Here is an 18,158-nt window from a genome sequence, read left to right as displayed (position 1 = left end):
ATGAAAGTCCATAATGTCGAGATGGTCATCAGTGCAGTTCGACCAAACCAGTACCCAGAGGACGGGTATCCAGAATTTGCACTTGCAGGTCGCTCAAATGTCGGTAAATCATCTTTTATTAACAAGATGATTGGTCGTAAAAGTTTAGCACGTATTTCATCAAAACCAGGTAAAACACAAACATTAAACTTTTATAAAATTGAAGAACAATTATTTTTCGTAGATGTTCCAGGCTATGGTTATGCGAAAGTATCAAAATCAGAGCGTGAAGCATGGGGGAAAATGATTGAAGAATATTTTACAAGTCGTGAAATATTAAAAGCAGTTGTGCAGATTGTTGATTTACGTCATGAACCAACAGACGATGATTGCATGATGTACGATTTCTTAAAGCATTACAACATTCCTTGCATTATCATTGCGACAAAAGCAGATAAAGTAAAAAAAGGAAAATGGGCACAACATAAAAAAGTGGTAAAAGAAACACTTGATATGGACCCATCTGACCCACTCATTCTTTTCTCATCTGAAACAGGTATGGGATTTGATGAAGCATGGGCAGAAATTGAAAAACGTATGTAAAGAATAAGCAGATGAAGTGATACCACTTGATCTGCTTTTTCACATCTAAAAAGGGGATTGCTATGGGACAAATACCAATTTATTTGAATAGTGAACAGATTCGCATTTTAATTGTAGGTGGTGGAAAGATTGCTTACCGAAAATGTCGTACATTGGTCGAAGCAGGAGGACAAGTTACGGTGATTGCGCAACAACTATTACCTGAATTTGAATATTATTTAATGGAACAACAAATACCATTACATAAAAGACTGTATGAACGAGGTGAGGCAGCACAATATGAGTTAGTGATAGCTGCAACGAATCAAACGACAGTGAACGAACAAATTCAACAAGATAGTCAAGCCATTATTTGTCGAGTAGATGACGCAAAAAAAGGGAATGGTGTACTACCGGCAGTTGTACAGCGTGGTGATTTTGTTTTAAGTATTGGAACAAACGGTGCAAGTCCAATTTTTTCGAAGAAAATTAAAGCGCAGTTGTCACAACAGTTTGATGCGCATTATGAAAGCTATATTGCTTTTTTACAGCGTGTACGCATGCAGTATAAGGGACAAAAAGAAGTACTTGAAGAAGTGACGCATGAGGAGTATGTTCATAGGACAGATGAAGAGAGAAACGAGACATTACAACAATTTGTAAACAACCTGTTTGAAGAACGTAACTGAATTTGTTAAAATGATTCTGGAAATATGCTGGATTGTATATAAATATGACAGTAATCGCAATTATATAAGACTTTGTAAATATAAAGTGACAGAGTATGGTATAATCATAGACGATAATTATAGAACGTGAGAGGTGTATGACGTCATGCATACAATTGTAGTAGGCTTGAACTACAAAACAGCTCCTGTCGAAGTTCGTGAAAAATTCTCAATAACAGAAGAAGCACTAGCTGAGGCAATGCGAGCATTACAAAATGAAAAAAGTATATTAGAGAATGTAATTGTTTCGACATGTAATCGTACAGAAGTGTATGCTGTCGTTGATCAACTACATACTGGTCGTCATTATATTAAACAATTTTTAGCGAATTGGTTTAATATGCCGGTTGCAGAATTCGAAAATCATCTTTATATTCGTGAAAATGATCAATCGATGCAACACTTATTCAAAGTGACTTCTGGAATCGATTCAATGGTTCTAGGAGAAACACAAATTCTTGGTCAAGTAAAGCATAGCTTCTTAGAGGCACAACAAATTGGCACAACAGGGACATTGTTTAATCGTTTATTTAAACAAAGTGTAACATTTGCGAAAAAAGCACATGGCGAAACGGCGATTGGTGAAAATGCAGTATCTGTATCGTATGCGGCTGTTGAGCTTGCAAAGAAAATTTTCAATACACTGGACAAAACGCATGTTGCCATTCTTGGTGCTGGTAAGATGGGCGAACTTGCTATGGAAAACTTATATGGTAGTGGTGTAGGAAAAGTAACTGTTGTCAATCGTACGATGGAAAAGGCAGAAACACTGGCTGATAAATTCCAAGGTACAGCGAAATCGATGCAAGAATTACAATGTACATTACTTGAGGCAGATATTTTGATTACATCAACTGGTGCAAAAGATTATGTCATTGATTATGATTTAATGCGTTATGTGGAGAAGATGCGCAAAGGGAAGCCTCTATTCATGGTAGATATCGCAGTACCACGTGATATTGATCCGAAAATTAGTGAACTTCAAAGTGTTTTCTTATATGATATTGATGATTTACAAGGAATTGTCGAAGCGAACCTAGCAGAACGTGAACGTGCTGCTAACGAAATTACACAGATGATTGATACAGAAATCCATGAATTCAAAGATTGGATGGGAACACTTGGCGTTGTTCCAGTTATTTCAGCATTGCGTCAAAAAGCGGCGACAATTCAAGCTGAAACAATGCAAAGTATTGAAAATAAAATGCCGAATTTAACAGATCGTGAACGAAAAATTTTAAGTAAGCATACCAAATCAATCGTCAACCAATTATTAAAAGAACCAATTCTACAAGCAAAAGAATTGGCAGGTTCTCCAAATGCAGCGAAGCAATTGGAACTGTTCCAACGTATTTTTGGGATTGAAGAAGATACACAGGCTCAAATTGAGCAACAGCAACTACAATCAGAAGAGCGCTATCAAAAACGAGTAGCAGAAGAAGTCGTTGCAGAACCTAAATTTACTTTTTAAGAGCTGATTTAAGAACGTTTTCGTATCTATGTGTTAAAATATAGATGCGAGAGCGTTTTTTTCATGATATATAAGGAGCGTCGTATATGACCGATTTAGCAATGACCCGATTGCACGAAGCAATCGTTGTGCTATACGCAATCGGGATAATTTTTTACTTTGTAGATTATTTAAAAAAAGATGCAAAGTCACGTCGAATCGCTTTTTGGTTTGTTTCGGTTGTTTGGATTTTACAATCAGTTTTTTTAATTGTATATATTATTCAAACGCATCGATTCCCGATTCTGACACTATTTGAAGGGATTTATTTTTATAGTTGGTTATTAGTATCCATCTCGATTTTACTGCATTGTGTTTATCGAGCCGATTTACCTGTATTCTTTATTAATATTCTCGGGTTTATCTTTATGGTTATTCATACATTTGCACCAAACCAAGTGGCGCAATCACCTGTAGGTGAGAATTTAGTTTCTGAGTTATTATTTATTCATGTGATGTTTGCGATTTTGTCTTATGTTGCTTTTTCATTATCTTTTGTTTTTTCGACATTGTACGTTATTTTATACAATGTATTAAAAAAGAAAAAATGGACGAAGCAGTGGATGAGGCTACCATCGCTTGGACAAGCAGAAAGTAGTTCAAATTGGGCAATGGTAATTGGAATTCCCATTCTTTTTATCAGTCTGATTTTAGGGTTTATGTGGGCTTATATCACCGTCGATAATTTAAATGTATTTGATGTAAAAATCATCGGTTCATTCATTACATTGTTTGTCTATTGTATAATTGTGTTATTGAATCGTCGCGATCAACTACATTCAATTCGATTGGCATGGGTCAACATATGTGCCTTTTTATTGGTTATTATTAATTTCTTTTTAGGAAGTAGCTTATCAGGTTTCCATTTTTGGTATTAACAGAAGGGTAGGATTATTTTGCGTAAAATTATTGTTGGTTCAAGAAGAAGTAAGTTAGCCTTAACTCAAACAAATTGGTTCATCGAAGAATTAAAGAAAACAGGTGCACCGTTTGAATTTGAGGTCAAAGAGATTGTGACAAAAGGCGATCGTATTTTAGATGTACAGTTATCAAAAGTTGGCGGAAAAGGTTTGTTTGTAAAAGAGATTGAACAAGCCTTATTCGACCAAGAGATTGATTTCGCTGTACATAGTATGAAAGATATGCCAGCGGTTTTACCAGAAGGTTTAGTTATTGGATGTATTCCAAAACGTGAAGATGCGCGTGATGCCTTCATCTCAAAAAATCATGTAAAATTCATGGATTTACCAGAAGGTGCGGTTGTCGGTACATCAAGCTTACGTCGTAGTGCTCAATTATTAAAAGCACGCCCAGACTTAACGATTAAATGGATTCGTGGAAATGTAGACACACGTTTAGCTAAATTAGAAGCTGGCGAATATGATGCGATTATTTTAGCTGCTGCTGGTTTAAAACGACTTGGTTGGTCAGATGATGTTGTAACTGAATATTTATCAACTGATCTTTGTGTACCTGCTGTAGGACAAGGATCGTTAGGAATTGAATGTCGAGCAGATGATGCCGAATTGTTAGCGGCATTGGCAAAAATGACAGATCAAGCGACTTGGGAAACAGCACATGCAGAACGTGCTTTTTTAGCAGCGATGGATGGTGGATGTCAAGTACCAATTGCTGGATATGCAACATATGAAGCAGGGCAATTACATTTTGAAGGACTTGTTGCTGCACCAGATGCTTCTGTCTTCTACCATGAAAAAGCCACACACACAGATGCAAAAACAGTAGGAGAAGTAGTAGCAAAACAACTGACTGAGCAAGGTGCGTATGAATTGATTCAAAAAGTAAAAGCGGAGCAAAATGAGCAATAATCAACCGCTTCAACATGACACCATTGTGTTAACAGGTACCTCGATTACAGGTCAAGCTCAGTCACAAATCGAGGCGCTAGGTGGAGAAGCACTTCATTTACCTTTGATTGAAGTGGCCGATGTACAGTCAAATGATGATGGCTTATTTTTGCAGCGTAGTCAGCAAGTAGATTGGCTAATTTTCACAAGTCAAAATGCAGTACATGCATTCATTAGAAAAATGGAACAATACGAACAGGATGCAAGTTTGTGGATAGAACAGCGAATTGCAGTTGTGGGTGAAAAAACAGCCGAAGCTTTAGAAATAGCAGGTTTTTCAATTCACTTTGTTCCGACAACGTATAGTGCAGATACAATGGTGAAAGAGTTTAATCGTTTTTTACAGCCTGAGACGACCTGTCTATTTATGCGAGGTTCGATGGCGAAAGACACGATCCCAAATGGTCTCAAATGTCGAGTAGAAACATGGACAATTTATGAAACACGTCCAACAAAAAAGTCAATTCCAGAATTGAAAGAGCAAATTCAACATAAAAATTGTACGGTTGTTTTTGCAAGTCCCTCGGCTGTGCGTGTATATGCTGAAGAAATATTACCTCTACACGATTGGGACCAAATCCAAGTGGCAGCGATTGGTCATGTAACCGAAAAAGCATTAATCGCACTTGGTGCATGGGATATTATCCAGCCAAAAACATACACGATGCAACAGGTAATTGAAGAAATCGCAAGAAGAAAGGAATCTTAATATGACAAACTTACAATTTAAAAGACACAGACGTTTACGACAAAATGCAACGATGCGTGCAATGGTAAAAGAAACGTATCTACATAAAGAAGATTTCATCTACCCTATTTTTGTAATGGAAGGCGAGAATGTTAAAAACCCTGTCGCTTCTATGCCGGGAATTTATCAATTCTCATTAGATCGTTTACATGAGGAAATGGATGAGGTTGTTGCACTAGGTATTCCTTCTGTTATTTTATTCGGTTTACCTGCAGAGAAAGACGCAGTTGGGTCAGAAGCTTATCATGATCATGGGATTATTCAAAAAGCGATTCGCTTTGTAAAAGAGAACTATCCTGAAGTCATGGTCATTGCAGATACATGTCTATGTGAATATACATCGCATGGTCACTGCGGTGTTGTGTCAGAAGATGAGCGTATTTTAAATGATCCTTCACTTGATTTATTAGCACAAACAGCTATTTCACAAGCAAAAGCAGGTGCTGATATTATTGCACCTTCAAACATGATGGATGGTTTTGTTGCGGCGATTCGTAAAGGGCTGGATGAAGCTGGATTTGAAGATACACCGATTATGTCCTATGCAGTAAAATATGCTTCTGCTTACTATGGACCTTTCCGTGAAGCAGCAGACGGGGCACCAAAGTTTGGTGATCGTAAAACATATCAAATGGACCCATCAAATCGTTTAGAGGCGATGCGTGAAGCAGCTTCAGATGTTGAAGAGGGCGCTGATTTCTTAATCGTTAAACCAGCATTATCGTATTTAGATATTATACGTGATGTACGTAATAACCATGATATGCCAGTTGTTGCTTACAATGTATCAGGCGAATATGCAATGGTCAAAGCAGCAGCATTAAATGGTTGGATGGATGAAAAGCAAACGGTTTTAGAAACATTACTAAGTATGAAACGTGCGGGTGCAGATTTAATCATGACGTACCATGCAAAAGATGCAGCACGTTGGTTGGAGGAGAAATAGAGATGACACGTTCTTTTGAAGAATCACGTAAAGTTTTTGCAGAAGCAGTAGATTTAATGCCTGGTGGCGTAAATAGTCCTGTTCGTGCGTTCAAAGCTGTTAAACAAGAGCCAATCGTTATGGAAAAAGGTCATGGAGCGATTATTACAGACGTTGATGGCAATGATTATATCGACTACGTTTTATCTTGGGGTCCACTCATTATCGGTCATACACATCCAGACGTAGTAGCAGCGATTCAACGAGTTGCTACAACAGGTACATCATTTGGTGCGTCAACACGTATTGAAAACGAATTAGCGAAAGAAGTGATTCGTCGTGTACCTTCTGTTGAGATGATTCGTATGGTATCGTCTGGTACAGAGGCCACAATGTCTGCCATTCGTGCAGCACGTGGTTTCACAGGTCGCGATAAAATCTTGAAATTTGAAGGTTCATATCATGGACATGGTGATTCACTATTAATCAAAGCAGGTTCAGGTGTTGCGACACTTGGTTTACCAGATAGTCCTGGCGTTCCAATGTCAATTGCACAAAACACATTAACAGTTCCTTATAATAATTTAGAAGCAGTTCAACAAGTATTTGAAGCATTCGGTGAAGAGATTGCAGCAGTAATCGTTGAACCGGTTGCTGGAAATATGGGCTGTGTACCACCGCTTCCAGGCTTCTTAGAAGGTTTACGTGACTTGACGAAAAAAGCAGGTTCTCTATTAATCTTTGATGAAGTTATGACAGGTTTCCGCGTAGGCTACCATTCAGCACAAGGTTACTACGGTGTAACACCTGATTTAACATGTCTTGGTAAAGTAATCGGCGGAGGACTACCTGTAGGTGCTTTCGGTGGTCGTCGTGATATTATGGAACGAATCGCACCAGCAGGTCCAATCTATCAAGCAGGTACACTATCAGGTAACCCACTTGCGATGACAGCAGGACTTGAAACGATTCAACATTTAACAGAGGATTCATATAAACACTTTGAAAAATTAGGGGATCGTTTAGAAGCTGGTTTTAGAGAAGCAGCTGAAACATACAATATTCCACATACAGTGAATCGTGCAGGTTCAATGATTGGTTACTTCTTAACAAATGAAAAAGTAATCGACTTTGATACAGCGAAAACATCTGATTTAGAATTATTCGCTGAATACTACGGTTTAATGGCACAAGAAGGAATCTTCTTACCACCATCACAATTCGAAGGTGTATTCGTATCAACAGCGCATACAGAACAACATATCGACCAAACAATTGCAGCTTTCCAAAAAGTATTTAAGCAATTACGTCGTTAATTTTAAGAGATACTTCGGCACGGTATATGTGTCGAAGTTTTTTTATGCACTGTATTGCTAAAAGCTATAAATTCAGATACAATTAGCTTATTCAAATAAACAATTGCAATGATTGGGAGGAGTAAGCATTCTTACTTGTCGAGAGAGGAAACGGTTGGTGAAAGTTTCTCAAGTAGATGTCTGAAGGTAGCCCATGAGCAAATTTCGTGAACAGATTTTAGTAGCGAAATTCGGTTTAGAGACCGTTATCCAATGAAGTGCCAGTCAACTGTGCTGGAATAAAGGTGGTACCGCGAATTCTTTCGTCCTTTTTTTGAGGATGTGAAGGATTTTTTTTATGCCTAAAATGGATGGTCAAGAAATGAAGGAGGACGAAAACATGTCAGAACAAGAAATTTCAATGCCAACGAAGTATGACCCACAAGCTGTTGAAACAGGTCGCTACGAGTGGTGGCTACAAAAAGATTGCTTTAAAGCGCAACCAGAGAGCGATAAAGAACCATACTCAATCGTAATCCCACCGCCAAACGTAACAGGTAAATTACACTTAGGTCACGCTTGGGATACAACACTACAAGATATCTTAATTCGTATGAAGCGTATGCAAGGTTATGATGCATTATGGTTACCGGGTATGGACCATGCAGGGATTGCAACACAAGCAAAAGTAGAAGCAAAATTACGCGAACAAGGCGTATCTCGTCACGATTTAGGTCGTGAAAAATTCCTAGAGAAAACATGGGAATGGAAAGAAGAGTATGCTGAAACAATTCGTGCGCAATGGGCGAAACTAGGTTTAGCATTAGATTACTCACGCGAACGCTTCACATTAGATGATGGTTTATCAGATGCGGTAAAAGAAGTATTCGTAAAATTATACGAAAAAGGCCTAATCTACCGCGGTGAACGTATTATTAACTGGGACCCAGCAGCACAAACAGCACTTTCAGATATCGAAGTAATTTATAAAGATGTACAAGGTGCATTCTACCATATGGAATACCCAATCAAAGATAGCGACGAAAAAGTAGAAATCGCTACAACACGTCCAGAAACAATGTTAGGTGACTCAGGGATTGCAGTAAACCCGAATGATGAACGTTACGCACACTTAATCGGTAAAACGGCAATTCTACCAATCGTAGGCCGTGAATTACCAATCGTTGCAGACGACTATGTAGACATGGAATTCGGTACAGGTGTTGTAAAAATGACACCAGCACATGACCCGAATGACTTTGAAGTAGGTAATCGTCATAATTTAGAACGCATTATGGTGATGAATGGCGACGGTACGATGAATGATATGGCTGGTAAATATGCAGGTATGGACCGCTTTGAATGTCGTAAAGAAATTGTAAAAGATTTACAAGAACAAGGTGTATTAATTAAAATTGTCGATCACTTACACTCAGTAGGTCACTCAGAGCGTTCTGGTGCAGTAGTTGAGCCGTATTTATCAAAACAATGGTTTGTTAAGATGGGACCACTAGCAAAAGAGGCACTTGATTTACAAGCGAAAGAAGATGAAAAAGTAAACTTCGTGCCACAGCGTTTTGAAAATACGTATACACGTTGGATGGAAAATATCCATGACTGGTGTATTTCACGTCAATTATGGTGGGGACATCAAATTCCAGCTTGGTATCATAACGAAACAGGTGAATTATATGTAGGTACAGAAGCGCCAGCTGATGAAGAAAACTGGACACGCGATGCAGACGTATTAGATACATGGTTCTCATCTGCATTATGGCCGTTTTCAACAATGGGTTGGCCAGACGTTGAATCAGAAGATTTCAAACGCTACTTCCCAACAGGTGCACTTGTAACAGGTTATGACATCATCTTCTTCTGGGTATCTCGTATGATTTTCCAATCACTTGAATTCACAGGCGAGCGTCCATTCAAAGACGTATTAATTCATGGTTTAGTACGTGACGGTGAAGGTCGCAAAATGTCGAAATCACTTGGTAACGGTGTTGATCCGATGGACGTCATCGCAGAATACGGTGCAGACTCATTACGCTTCTTCTTAGCAACAGGTTCATCACCAGGTCAAGATTTACGTTATACAACTGAAAAAGTAGAAGCGATTTGGAATTTCTCAAACAAAATTTGGAATGCTTCACGTTTTGCATTAATGAATATGGAAGGCATGACATATGATGAGATTGATTTAACAGGTGAAAAATCAGTTGCAGATAAGTGGATTTTAACACGCTTAAATGAAACAATCGAAAAAGTAACAGAGCTTGCTGAGAAGTATGAGTTTGGTGAAGTAGGTCGTTACTTAAATAACTTTATCTGGGATGATTTCTGTTCTTGGTATATCGAGATGGCGAAATTACCATTATATGGTGAAGATGAAGCAGCGAAGAAAACAACTCGTTCAGTACTTGCTTACGTATTAGATCAAACGATGCGTCTATTACACCCATTAATGCCATTCATCACAGAAGAAATCTGGCAACACTTACCACACGAAGGCGACACAATCGTCAATGCAGCATGGCCAACAGTACGCGAAGATCTTCACTTTGAAGAAGAAGCGAAAAACATGCAGCTATTAATGGATATTATCCATGCAGTTCGTAACATTCGTGCAGAAGTAAATACACCAATGAGCAAACAAGTACCAATGTTTATCTCAGCAAAATCAGATGTAGAATTAGCTGTACTTGAAGCGAATAAAGGATATATCGAAAAATTCTGTAACCCAGAAACATTAACAATTGGCTTAAACGTAGAACCAGAAGGTAAAACGATGTCAGCAGTTATTTCAGGAGCAGAGTTATTCTTACCACTAAAAGGTTTAATCAACTTAGAAGATGAGATTGCACGTCTTGAAAAAGAGTTAGATAAGTGGAATAAAGAAGTAAAACGTGTTCAAGGTAAATTGAACAACGAGAAATTTGTTTCAAGCGCACCTGAAGCAGTTGTTGCAGCAGAGCGTGAAAAAGAAGCAGACTATCTTGAAAAACAAGCAACTGTTCAAAAACGTATTGCAGAACTAAAAGAAATGTAATAAAAAATAACCTGGGACATATGTGTAAAAACACCGTCTCATATGAGCATAATAAAAACCAGAATCGCACTGTGGCGCGATTCTGGTTTTTTGTTGCGAACTCTAAAAAGAAAATGAAATATTTTATCTCAGTATCTTTTTTAATAAATTGTTGCGTTTACATAATGATTCACTAAATAATCCATGAGTAAATCAGGTAAATATTCATCGAATAAATCATAGAATGAACGAGCACCTACAGGGTCTTCAATTTCATTCAATAACCATGTACCATCTTCTAGTAGTAAGAAGTCCATACCGATATAATCGCTACGAATGGCTTTTTGCATCGCAAGTACATGGTCCATTTGAAGTGAATCAAGTTCATATTTTTCAATCGAACCACCTAATGTGACATTCGAACGAAAATCAGCACGACCTTGACGTTTAACCGCACCAATAATACGGTTACCGAGCACCCAAACGCGAACATCTGTCGCATTGGATTCAATATAAGGTTGAACCAGTGTTAAACGATTTTCAAACTGTTTTTGATAAGCATTTAACTCTTGTTCATCCTGACAAAGCATGACTTCTGAGCCACCATGTCCATCAATTGTTTTAAATACAAGTGGATACTCATAATCTGAAGCTTGTTGATAGAGTGGAACAGTTGGAATGCCAAGTGTTCGAGCAAATTGTAAAGTCATATATTTATTATTTGCGAGTGCGTTCACGTGACTGCTATTTACAACCGGAATATTTGCTTGTTCCAATGAAGTAACATAGTCACAGTTACGAGCACGATAAAATACAAAACAAGCATCTTGGCAATGTTCGACTAATTCTGGAACAGAGAAGTCATTTAACAGCACAAGTTGCAAGTCAATCATCTGTTTTTTTGCAGATACGACGAGCTGATCGATAAAGGCTATATTCACTTTTGCATCAGCTGCGTCATATACAAGATATGCGCGTTTCAAAATCTTCTCATCCTAACTTTTTTAAAATATACTGAACGAATGCATCGCCCACGTGAATACCTGTTACATTGTAAATGTTTCGAATATGTGAAGCTGCGTTGACTTCACATACAAGTGGCTGTTCTTGTTCATCAAACAGTAAGTCAACACCAGCGAAGTCAGCACCAATAGCTTTGGCTGCTGCGAGCGCTAATTGTTCCTGTTCTTTTGTTAATGTAATCGTTTCGGCTTTACCACCATTTGTAATATTCGCTCTGAAATCTGTTTCAGAGTGACGATACATCGCAGCGACGACTTCATTACCAATCGTATTGACACGAATATCACGTCCATAGCTTGATGCGATATATTGTTGGAAGATGAAGTCAACACCACGTAGTGTATCTACCTTTTCGAAAAAGTCCTCTTGTGTTTCAATTAAATACACTTTCATACCAAATGAACCATGTGCCTCCTTAATAATAAGGGGTAGTCCAAGTTCTTCTAATACACCTTCAAAATAACCACTTTCACGAATTGTGAATTTAGGGTAGACTTTCGGCGCGATAATCGTTTTTGGCATACGAATATTTGCTTTGGCTAATTGTATGTATTGCTTTGCTTTATTGTCACATGTTTCAATCACTTCAGGATCATTGAAAACGGGAATTCCTTGATTTTTTAAATACGTAGCGAGCAAAATATCCTTATCTAAAAAGATGACAAAGTCAGGTGCTTGTTCTAACTTTTTAGCGGAATGCATTTGAATTTCATAATTTTTATAAATAAACGGTTGAACGCCATGATTTTGACAGGCTTCAGCCATGAGTCTTGCTTGGTCTAAAAATTTATCCGATACAAGACTACCATTGTAAATAATCCAGCATGTCTTCATACGTTCAAACCTCCGAATAACAGTGTTATAATAAAAACAATCAATACAAATTTTAGCACGAATTACGTAGAAAATGAATAGGTAGGGAAAATTCCATGATTCCAATGTTTGAAGAATATCAAAATACATACAAAATTGAGAGTGCAAATGAGATTAAGCCTGGTCTTGAAGCGATTCAAGTAGCGATGGAGAAGTTAGGCAATCCACAACTTGCTATACCAACCATTCATGTCGCAGGTACAAATGGCAAAGGTTCTACAATTCGCATGATAGAACGAATCGCACAGGAACATGGTTTGACGACTGCAACATTTATGTCACCCTGTATCGAAAATGTCCACGATCAAATTCGGTTGAATGGACAATCGATTACACCAGAGCAGATGAATCGAGCGTTCGAAGAAGCAAAAAAAGCAGGGCTAAGTGGCTTATTGACAGAATTTGAATTATTAACAGCTATCGCTTTTATTGCCATTCGCCAAGCTAAACCAGACCTTGCGATGATCGAGAGTGGTATGGGTGGGCGTTTTGATAGTACGAATGTGGTTGAGCCCATTGTATCAGTCATTCCAAGTATTGCATTAGAGCATACGAATTTTTTAGGTGATACACTAGAAAAGATTGCATGGCATAAAGCTGGGATTATTAAAAAGAATGGCTATGCTGTAATAGGTGAAATACCTGAAGCTGCACAAAAAGTAATCGAAGAAGAAGCGCATATGCAACAAGCAACGATTAAAATAAATGGCAAAGATTTTAAAGTGTTAGATGATACGTGGTCGAATGAAGTAATCTGTATGTCAGGATTACATCCAAGCCTAAAAGGCGAACACCAAAAAGAGAATATGGCACTCGCGATTCAAGCATTTATAGAGGTGGCGAAAGTACTGCATATTGAATTAGTAGAAGATGGAGTTCAACAAGCTGTAGCAACTACAAAGCTCGAAGGACGTTTTGAACAACTCGCTCCACAAGTTTGGTTAGATGGAGCGCATAATCCAGCAAGTGCAAGGAGCTTGCGAAAAACCATTCAACAAGTATTGAAAGGCGAAAAAGTGACAATGGTTGTTGGGATTTTAAAAGACAAGGATGTAGAAGCGGTACTACGTGAACTTGAACAAGTGTCAGACGATTTTATTTTTGTAGCAGTTGAGCGTGAACAAGAGCGATTAATGCAACCAGAAGAATTAATGAAGTTAAGTCATGCAAAGAAAAAACGAATTGCATCATCTGTTTTACAAGCTGTTCAAGAGAAGCAAAAAGAAGGGTCTGTAGTCGTAACAGGTTCACTCTATCTTTTAGCGCAGTGGCGTCCGATTTTACAGCGAGTATTAGGATGAAGAATTTTATTCTAACTGAATATAAGAAAAGCCAACATCACGCTTGTAGCATGGTGTTGACTTTTTGTCTTTTATTCAAACTGTTTAATTTGTCCGTACAAAGCAAAATGTTTCGGTTTATCATATACTGCATATTGAATCGGAATATTAACATTGTCTTTTAACTGTTTATGCTGCACAGTTGAGTCAGTAACGACAATGGCTTGACCAAGAATAGAACCTTTAAAGTTTGTTTTGTCTTTTAATTCAATATTCGCTTTTGGTGCGAGTAATAATTTTCCTGTATTTGATTTGCCGCCATTGATTACAACACGCTTCCCACCTGATAAAATATTACCTTTATACGTGTTTGCTCGTAAAGTGATATCTGCTTTTTTAATATAAATAAAACCACTACTACGGAAATTTTTCGAGAATTCTAAAGCAGCATCTCCATCGAAATAAGTAGCGATTTTTGCCTCGTCTGCTATAATCTTACCTTCAGATTCACCCATCTCTTGAATGAATAATTTGAGTGTTCCGCTACCTAAAATATGAAGTTTTGCGCCACCAGTTAAATTTAGTGTGTCTAATCGTAAAGTTTGTACACCGTCGCCAATATCAATATAAGTATCTACACCATCCAGTGTTAACTCTTGAAGACGTTCTTCAGAAGAAGTGAATTGATAAGGTGTTTCGATTGAAAAGTCTTCTTGCGTTTTATCCGTTACGGTTAGGACACTATTTTGTAAGTAATAATACTTGATTTTTTTATCTTTTTTTTCAGGGTCTGGATTAGGGATAATTTCAGTTACATATTTTTCTTCTTCATTATATGGCTGTTCATCGATTGTTTTTAATTCATTCGTTGGGAAGGTTGGTAAAAAATTATTGAAATTCTGCTCGTTCCAAATTTTTAAATCTGATGCTTCTGTATTCCCATCGTTAAAACATTCATTTAAATAACTCGTTCCGTTTATTTCATATTGACAAGAAGAACCATCTATTTGAATATTGCGTGGATTTTTACTCGCCATTAATCCCCAAATCTTTGAAGCATTCTGGACAACAATTTCCTTGGATGCATGAATGGCATAAGGTGGCTCATAGCGACCTTGCCTCATCGTTGTATCCATTTCTAAGTCTAATTGAAAGGGTTGCTTTAATTTTGTCTGCTCTCCACCGATACGTCCAGTCGATTGAATTGTATATTGATTTGGTTTTGAATCTTTTATAATGAGTGTGGTAGAGATTGGCTGTATATCATCTACTTTTTGATGTGTGTCCCATGTTTTCGGGATACCTGATTTACGGTTTAATAAAGTTTGAATTTTATAAAGAGCAATTTCTTTTACATCGAAGGCTGCTTTTTCAGATGGACTTAATCGCTCGTATCGTTTTTGAACATCTTGATAAATTTTTACCATCTGTTGTTTAATTTCTAGTCGTGCATAATCTAACCCTTCATTTGCAACTAGATAACTTCCTTTCGTATCTTTTGTTGTGACAAGAGGGATTTTTTTTCCTTCCACTGCTTCGTTCACAATGAAGCCAGAAATAATGAATAGACTAATTAATAAAATTGCAATGAGCGACCCATTCTTTTTTTGTAAAGGTCGCTTGTTTGTTTTTCTCACGTAATTCACCCCGGTTAATCAATTTATTTTCTATGTATGTAAAAAATCATGTTATTTATAATATACCCATTTTTTTCTATTTTAGCTCTTTTTTTGATATATTATAGTAATAATCGTTTTTTTTAACGTAATCATCATACAATTTACAAAAAGTGTACTCAATAGCTATCTGCTATCTTGTTAATTTTTAGGGCAATATATTTATTTTACAAACTAAAAGTATTATAATAAAAAAACGTATGAAAGAAAAAAATAAATTCTATCTTTTTCCTTAAAATGTATTTGTAATGTAAAAAACAGGGTATGTATCCAAGTGGTAACATATGGAATGTATAATTAAAAGAGAGAAAAAGAGGAGGTACCCAAAATGTTAGGCAATAAGAAAAAGACTTTGTCTATTGTTTACAATGACTTTATGGTAAGTATGTTAGCGGTTGTAGGAAACGATTTGAGGAAGGGAAGTACATATCAGATTCCTCTACAGGAAGGAATCGTACAACATGGACGTATTTTAGACCCAGATGCTTTTTATCGCGCTTTAAAAACCCCTTTAAAAAATTTGAAAATTAAAAAGTATCATGTACGTGTTATTGTACCGAATCATGATATTGAAATGAAACAAATTACTATTCCAGAGAATTTAACAACATTCGACCAAGTTGATAATTATATATTTAAAGAAATTGGTAAATCCATTCATTTAGCATTCGAAACCCCTGTTGTTGATATTTATGATGAAGATCCAACGGATGGTGAGGCGATGCTTTTTGCAACAGAGCGTAATGAAGTCGATAAAATTATTGAAGTTGTGGAATCGCTAGGTCAAATCCCAGAAGTAGTCGATATTAAATCTTTAGCAAACTTACGTACATTAGAAAAAGTAATGCCTTCTTATACTGAAAAAACATCGATGATATTAGATTGGTCCATCAATGAAGTGACGATGTCGATTGTTGAAAATCATCATGTTAAATTATTGCGCACGCATACAATTCCAACAACACAGTCAGATTGGATGTTAAAAGAACAAGAAGCACACAGTTTTACACATACATTGTCTAATCATATTGAGATGTATATGGATGAACTCAGTCATGCATTCGTTGAAATTCAACATATATGCCAGTTTTACGAAATATCTTTAAATAAAGGAATGAAGCAAGTTCAACAACTCATTGTATTAGGCGATCATCCAATGTTGCCAAAGATTACAGAGTTATTGCGCGTGAAATTCCCATTAGAAGTAGTTCAAATAACAGATGAACAAGTAGGGGAAGTTTTTACAACGTATCAATTAAAACATTGCAGTTTACTTGGATTAGAGATGAAGGAGGCTTCGATGGTATGATTCCAAATATTAACCTCCTGCCGCAAGATCAGTATCCACCCAAAAGAAAAAATAGTTTAATGAAACTAATCATTATTGTTTTATTGCTTATCGTAATTATTTTTTATGGTATTAACTATTATTTGTTAAGTAATGATATTGCGAAAATGGAGAAGAAAACGGATCAGTTAGCGACACAAATTCAAACAGAAGAAAAAACGTTAACACAAGTACAAAGTAATCCATCTTATGCGATTGCAACGTCTGTACAATTTGCTGAGAAATACCAAACACCTATATCAAATATTATTGAAGTCGCTAATAAATATATGCCAGGTTCTGGTGAATTAGCAGGGTTAGATTATAAAGATGATCAGGTTGAATTTATCGTGTATTTTGATAATTTAAATGAAGCTTCGACATTTATTCGTAATTTAGATAATGAGGCAATCTTCAAAACAGTAAAACTTGATTCAGCTTCGACTTTTACAAAAGTAGATGTGGATAATGTTGGTGAAGAACAGACAATGAATGAGAATGCACAGTACAAAGCGAGTATTCTTACGACATTAGATCCATCAGCAACTACTAAAACAGGGGGTGCGAAATAATGCGTGCAAAAAAGAAGAAAAATAATTCATTTGTGTACACATTATCCATTCTCCTCGTTATAGCAGTTGGTGTGGGATTATATTACTATGCGTTGAAACCAGAAATGGCTTTATACGATTCACTTAATCAAAAATATACTGAACAACAAAAGTACTTAACGAAATTATCGACTGAACAAAGTCAAGCAAAAAAAGAAGTTGAACGTGCACATACGATGAAGTCACTTGAATCGAAAATTCCTGCAAATGCGGATTTACAAAGTATTGTAGATGCTTTAGATGAAGTGGAGTATGCAAGTTCAGCAACTGTAACAAATATTCGTTTTAATAACTATGAAGAAGAGACGAAAGAGGTGCTTGATGAAAAAAACACGAGTCTAACAGAAGCAGAGCTATTCCAAGCAGATGAAAATGAATTACCAATTTCTCCATTAGCAAATCAGAAAAAGCCAGAACACTTGAAGTTAATAACAATGGATTTATCTGTGAGTGCATATGATGTAAAAGATTTGAATCGCTTTATTAATAAAATAGAAAATTTGTCGCGTTTATTCATTGTGGATGCAGTTAAGTATGAAAATACGAACGAAAAAGAAGGTTTAGTTACAGCAAAAATACAAGCGACAACATTTTATGTAGAAACAAAAAGTAAAAAAGAAACAACTAAAATAGCGAATGAGCAAAAGACCGTGAGTAAATAATTGATGTTATGCGCATTTATAAAAGTACACCCCTCATTAATCT

The 18,158-nt window shown here is 36.7% G+C and carries 16 protein-coding genes and 1 other annotated feature; of the genes, 13 read left to right on the top strand and 3 right to left on the bottom strand.

The features are described from left to right. The 9 genes from yihA to MHB75_RS07355 all read left to right on the top strand — a co-directional run bounded on the left by yihA (nt 1) and on the right by MHB75_RS07355 (nt 10,684). A complete protein-coding gene (gene yihA, locus MHB75_RS07395) occupies nt 1–582 on the top strand; it encodes a ribosome biogenesis GTP-binding protein YihA/YsxC (RefSeq protein ID WP_068452215.1) in 582 nt (193 codons plus the stop codon). A gap of 62 nt (nt 583–644) precedes the next feature. Further along, nucleotides 645–1,250 (top strand): precorrin-2 dehydrogenase/sirohydrochlorin ferrochelatase family protein, encoded by a 606-nt coding sequence (locus tag MHB75_RS07390; protein ID WP_340996820.1) that lies wholly within the window; start codon nt 645–647, stop codon nt 1,248–1,250. A gap of 145 nt (nt 1,251–1,395) precedes the next feature. Further along, on the top strand, nt 1,396–2,760 hold the full coding sequence (hemA, locus tag MHB75_RS07385; RefSeq protein ID WP_068452221.1) for a glutamyl-tRNA reductase: 1,365 nt from the start codon (nt 1,396–1,398) through the stop codon (nt 2,758–2,760). Nucleotides 2,761–2,846: 86 nt separating this feature from the next. Beyond that, nucleotides 2,847–3,677, top strand: a complete 831-nt coding sequence (locus MHB75_RS07380) for a cytochrome C assembly family protein (RefSeq protein WP_340996816.1) — start codon at nt 2,847–2,849, stop codon at nt 3,675–3,677. Nucleotides 3,678–3,695: 18 nt separating this feature from the next. Continuing rightward, nucleotides 3,696–4,628 (top strand): hydroxymethylbilane synthase, encoded by a 933-nt coding sequence (gene hemC / locus MHB75_RS07375; RefSeq protein WP_068452227.1) that lies wholly within the window; start codon nt 3,696–3,698, stop codon nt 4,626–4,628. Then, a complete protein-coding gene (locus MHB75_RS07370) occupies nt 4,618–5,376 on the top strand; it encodes a uroporphyrinogen-III synthase (protein ID WP_340996815.1) in 759 nt (252 codons plus the stop codon). Before hemC ends, MHB75_RS07370 begins: the two co-directional genes overlap by 11 nt. Nucleotide 5,377: 1 nt before the next feature. Continuing rightward, nucleotides 5,378–6,361 (top strand): porphobilinogen synthase, encoded by a 984-nt coding sequence (gene hemB, locus MHB75_RS07365; RefSeq protein WP_068452233.1) that lies wholly within the window; start codon nt 5,378–5,380, stop codon nt 6,359–6,361. A 2-nt stretch (nt 6,362–6,363) separates the two neighbouring features. Then, the gene (hemL, locus tag MHB75_RS07360; protein WP_068452236.1) at nt 6,364–7,656 is read left to right on the top strand and encodes a glutamate-1-semialdehyde 2,1-aminomutase; all 1,293 of its coding nucleotides are present in this window, start codon (nt 6,364–6,366) and stop codon (nt 7,654–7,656) included. A gap of 99 nt (nt 7,657–7,755) precedes the next feature. Further along, nucleotides 7,756–7,969 (top strand) — a binding site (T-box leader). A gap of 66 nt (nt 7,970–8,035) precedes the next feature. Beyond that, a complete protein-coding gene (locus MHB75_RS07355) occupies nt 8,036–10,684 on the top strand; it encodes a valine--tRNA ligase (protein WP_068452239.1) in 2,649 nt (882 codons plus the stop codon). A 140-nt stretch (nt 10,685–10,824) separates the two neighbouring features. Here the strand turns inward: MHB75_RS07355 and MHB75_RS07350 are convergent, their stop codons facing one another. Then, a complete protein-coding gene (locus MHB75_RS07350; RefSeq protein ID WP_141274213.1) occupies nt 10,825–11,646 on the bottom strand; it encodes an ATP-grasp domain-containing protein in 822 nt (273 codons plus the stop codon). Nucleotides 11,647–11,653: 7 nt separating this feature from the next. Then, nucleotides 11,654–12,520, bottom strand: a complete 867-nt coding sequence (locus MHB75_RS07345) for an ATP-grasp domain-containing protein (RefSeq protein ID WP_141274214.1) — start codon at nt 12,518–12,520, stop codon at nt 11,654–11,656. Nucleotides 12,521–12,615: 95 nt separating this feature from the next. On the opposite strand from MHB75_RS07345, the gene MHB75_RS07340 reads away from it, so the two are divergent. Then, a complete protein-coding gene (locus tag MHB75_RS07340) occupies nt 12,616–13,860 on the top strand; it encodes a bifunctional folylpolyglutamate synthase/dihydrofolate synthase (protein ID WP_340996814.1) in 1,245 nt (414 codons plus the stop codon). A gap of 71 nt (nt 13,861–13,931) precedes the next feature. Here MHB75_RS07340 and MHB75_RS07335 read toward each other — a convergent pair whose 3' ends face one another. After that, on the bottom strand, nt 13,932–15,476 hold the full coding sequence (locus MHB75_RS07335; protein ID WP_340996812.1) for a hypothetical protein: 1,545 nt from the start codon (nt 15,474–15,476) through the stop codon (nt 13,932–13,934). 367 nt (nt 15,477–15,843) lie between these two features. Between MHB75_RS07335 and pilM the strand changes: the two genes are divergently transcribed. The 3 genes from pilM to MHB75_RS07320 are packed head-to-tail and all read left to right on the top strand — an operon-like array spanning nt 15,844 to nt 18,115. Then, on the top strand, nt 15,844–16,824 hold the full coding sequence (pilM, locus tag MHB75_RS07330; protein WP_340996810.1) for a type IV pilus biogenesis protein PilM: 981 nt from the start codon (nt 15,844–15,846) through the stop codon (nt 16,822–16,824). After that, nucleotides 16,821–17,414, top strand: coding sequence for a hypothetical protein (locus MHB75_RS07325; RefSeq protein WP_340996808.1), 594 nt, complete (start codon nt 16,821–16,823; stop codon nt 17,412–17,414). The genes pilM and MHB75_RS07325 overlap by 4 nt, the downstream gene beginning before the upstream one ends. Further along, nucleotides 17,414–18,115, top strand: coding sequence for a hypothetical protein (locus tag MHB75_RS07320; RefSeq protein ID WP_141274219.1), 702 nt, complete (start codon nt 17,414–17,416; stop codon nt 18,113–18,115). The genes MHB75_RS07325 and MHB75_RS07320 overlap by 1 nt, the downstream gene beginning before the upstream one ends. The last annotated feature ends 43 nt before the right edge of the window (nt 18,116–18,158 follow it).

The sequence above is a fragment of the Kurthia sp. FSL E2-0154 genome (assembly GCF_038003625.1).
In the GTDB taxonomy this organism is placed as follows: domain Bacteria; phylum Bacillota; class Bacilli; order Bacillales_A; family Planococcaceae; genus Kurthia; species Kurthia gibsonii.
This window is presented reverse-complemented; position numbering and strand designations above follow the sequence as displayed.

Excerpts from the sequence above, each read along its gene's own strand:
- MHB75_RS07325 (WP_340996808.1), top strand. The coding sequence starts at position 16,821 with ATGATTCCAAATATTAACCTCCTGCCGCAAGATCAGTATCCACCCAAA.
- MHB75_RS07370 (WP_340996815.1), top strand. The coding sequence starts at position 4,618 with ATGAGCAATAATCAACCGCTTCAACATGACACCATTGTGTTAACAGGT.
- MHB75_RS07320 (WP_141274219.1), top strand. The coding sequence starts at position 17,414 with ATGCGTGCAAAAAAGAAGAAAAATAATTCATTTGTGTACACATTATCC.
- MHB75_RS07390 (WP_340996820.1), top strand. The coding sequence starts at position 645 with ATGGGACAAATACCAATTTATTTGAATAGTGAACAGATTCGCATTTTA.
- MHB75_RS07345 (WP_141274214.1), bottom strand. The coding sequence starts at position 12,520 with ATGAAGACATGCTGGATTATTTACAATGGTAGTCTTGTATCGGATAAA.
- pilM (WP_340996810.1), top strand. The coding sequence starts at position 15,844 with ATGTTAGGCAATAAGAAAAAGACTTTGTCTATTGTTTACAATGACTTT.
- hemB (WP_068452233.1), top strand. The coding sequence starts at position 5,378 with ATGACAAACTTACAATTTAAAAGACACAGACGTTTACGACAAAATGCA.
- MHB75_RS07340 (WP_340996814.1), top strand. The coding sequence starts at position 12,616 with ATGATTCCAATGTTTGAAGAATATCAAAATACATACAAAATTGAGAGT.
- hemL (WP_068452236.1), top strand. The coding sequence starts at position 6,364 with ATGACACGTTCTTTTGAAGAATCACGTAAAGTTTTTGCAGAAGCAGTA.
- MHB75_RS07380 (WP_340996816.1), top strand. The coding sequence starts at position 2,847 with ATGACCGATTTAGCAATGACCCGATTGCACGAAGCAATCGTTGTGCTA.
- MHB75_RS07355 (WP_068452239.1), top strand. The coding sequence starts at position 8,036 with ATGTCAGAACAAGAAATTTCAATGCCAACGAAGTATGACCCACAAGCT.
- yihA (WP_068452215.1), top strand. The coding sequence starts at position 1 with ATGAAAGTCCATAATGTCGAGATGGTCATCAGTGCAGTTCGACCAAAC.
- hemA (WP_068452221.1), top strand. The coding sequence starts at position 1,396 with ATGCATACAATTGTAGTAGGCTTGAACTACAAAACAGCTCCTGTCGAA.